General features: G+C 51.8%; 1 rRNA gene. It reads left to right on the top strand.

The features are described 5' to 3' along the window. Window positions 1-13 precede the first annotated feature (13 nt). A 23S ribosomal RNA gene (locus AC6CHJ_RS16575) occupies window positions 14-2,942 on the top strand. Window position 2,943: the final 1 nt, after the last annotated feature.

The raw sequence follows: 2,943 nt of genomic DNA, 5'->3' as shown, positions 1-2,943 counted from the left end.
TTTATAAGCCAACGGTTAAGTTATTAAGGGCGCATGGCGGATGCCTTGGCACTAGAAGCCGATGAAGGACGGCACTAACACCGATATGCTTCGGGGAGCTGTAAGTAAGCTTTGATCCGGAGATTTCCGAATGGGGAAACCCTCTATCCGTAATGGGGTAGAATCTTGACGTGAATTCATAGCGTCTTGATGGCAGACTCAGGGAACTGAAACATCTAAGTACCTGAAGGAAGAGAAAGAAAAATCGATTCCCTTAGTAGCGGCGAGCGAAATGGGAAGAGCCCAAACCAAGAGGCTTGCCTCTTGGGGTTGTAGGACACTCTATACGGAGTTACAAAGGAATGCGTTAGGCGAAGCGGTTTGGAAAGACCCACCATAGCAGGTAACAGTCCTGTAGTCAAAAGTGCATTCTCTCTTGAGTGGATCCTGAGTACGGCGGAACACGTGAAATTCCGTCGGAATCTGGGAGGACCATCTCCCAAGGCTAAATACTCTCTAGTGACCGATAGTGAACCAGTACCGTGAGGGAAAGGTGAAAAGCACCCCGGAAGGGGAGTGAAAGAGATCCTGAAACCATGTGCCTACAAGTAGTTAGAGCCCGTTAATGGGTGATAGCGTGCCTTTTGTAGAATGAACCGGCGAGTTACGATTACATGCAAGGTTAAGTTGAAGAGACGGAGCCGCAGCGAAAGCGAGTCTGAATAGGGCGAATAAGTATGTGGTCGTAGACCCGAAACCAGGTGATCTACCCATGTCCAGGGTGAAGGTAAGGTAACACTTACTGGAGGCCCGAACCCACGCACGTTGAAAAGTGCGGGGATGAGGTGTGGGTAGCGGAGAAATTCCAATCGAACCTGGAGATAGCTGGTTCTCTCCGAAATAGCTTTAGGGCTAGCCTCGTGATGAAGAATCCTGGAGGTAGAGCACTGTTTGGACTAGGGGTCCATCCCGGATTACCGAATTCAGACAAACTCCGAATGCCAGTGATTTATACACGGGAGTCAGACTGCGAGTGATAAGATCCGTAGTCAAAAGGGAAACAGCCCAGACCACCAGCTAAGGTCCCAAAGTAATTGTTAAGTGGAAAAGGATGTGACGTTGCTTAGACAACCAGGATGTTGGCTCAGAAGCAGCCACCATTTAAAGAGTGCGTAATAGCTCACTGGTCGAGTGACGCTGCGCCGAAAATGTATCGGGGCTAAACAATTCACCGAAGCTGTGGATAGACATCTACGATGTCTGTGGTAGGAGAGCGTTCTAAGTGCTGTGAAGTCAGACCGGAAGGACTGGTGGAGCGCTTAGAAGTGAGAATGCCGGTATGAGTAGCGAAAGATGGGTGAGAATCCCATCCACCGAATGACTAAGGTTTCCTGAGGAAGGCTCGTCCTCTCAGGGTTAGTCGGGACCTAAGCCGAGGCCGACAGGCGTAGGCGATGGATAACAGGTTGATATTCCTGTACCACCTCCCTGCCATTTGAGTAATGGGGGGACGCAGTAGGATAGGGTAAGCGCACTGTTGGTTATGTGCGTCCAAGCAGTAAGGCGTGAGAGTAGGCAAATCCGCTCTCTATAACGTTGAGCTGTGATGGCGAGCTCTTTAGAGCGAAGTTCCTGATTTCACACTGCCAAGAAAAGCCTCTAGCGAGGCAGGAGGTGCCCGTACCGCAAACCGACACAGGTAGTCGAGGAGAGAATCCTAAGGTGAGCGAGAGAACTCTCGTTAAGGAACTCGGCAAAATGACCCCGTAACTTCGGGAGAAGGGGTGCTCTAGTAGGGTGCAAGCCCGAGAGAGCCGCAGTGAATAGGCCCAGGCGACTGTTTAGCAAAAACACAGGTCTCTGCAAAACCGTAAGGTGACGTATAGGGGCTGACGCCTGCCCGGTGCTGGAAGGTTAAGGGGATTGCTTAGCGCAAGCGAAGGTGAGAACCGAAGCCCCAGTAAACGGCGGCCGTAACTATAACGGTCCTAAGGTAGCGAAATTCCTTGTCGGGTAAGTTCCGACCCGCACGAAAGGCGTAACGATCTGGGCACTGTCTCAACGAGAGACTCGGTGAAATTATAGTACCTGTGAAGATGCAGGTTACCCGCGACAGGACGGAAAGACCCCGTGGAGCTTTACTGTAGCCTGATATTGAATTTTGGTACAGCTTGTACAGGATAGGTAGGAGCCATTGAAACCGGAGCGCCAGCTTCGGTGGAGGCGTCCTTGGGATACTACCCCAGCTGTATTGAAATTCTAACCCGTACCCCTGATCGGGGTAGGAGACAGTGTCAGGCGGACAGTTTGACTGGGGCGGTCGCCTCCTAAAGAGTAACGGAGGCGCCCAAAGGTTCCCTCAGAATGGTTGGAAATCATTCGTAGAGTGTAAAGGCACAAGGGAGCTTGACTGCGAGACCTACAAGTCGAGCAGGGTCGAAAGACGGGCTTAGTGATCCGGTGGTTCCGCATGGAAGGGCCATCGCTCAACGGATAAAAGCTACCCCGGGGATAACAGGCTTATCTCCCCCAAGAGTCCACATCGACGGGGAGGTTTGGCACCTCGATGTCGGCTCATCGCATCCTGGGGCTGTAGTCGGTCCCAAGGGTTGGGCTGTTCGCCCATTAAAGCGGTACGCGAGCTGGGTTCAGAACGTCGTGAGACAGTTCGGTCCCTATCCGTCGTGGGCGTAGGAAATTTGAGAGGAGCTGTCCTTAGTACGAGAGGACCGGGATGGACACACCGCTGGTGTACCAGTTGTTCTGCCAAGAGCATCGCTGGGTAGCTATGTGTGGACGGGATAAGTGCTGAAAGCATCTAAGCATGAAGCCCCCCTCAAGATGAGATTTCCCATTACGCAAGTAAGTAAGATCCCTCAAAGACGATGAGGTAGATAGGTTCGAGGTGGAAGTGTGGCGACACATGGAGCTGACGAATACTAATCGATCGAGGACTTAACCAAA

The sequence above is a fragment of the Rummeliibacillus sp. GQ308 genome (assembly GCF_059759115.1).
This window is presented reverse-complemented; position numbering and strand designations above follow the sequence as displayed.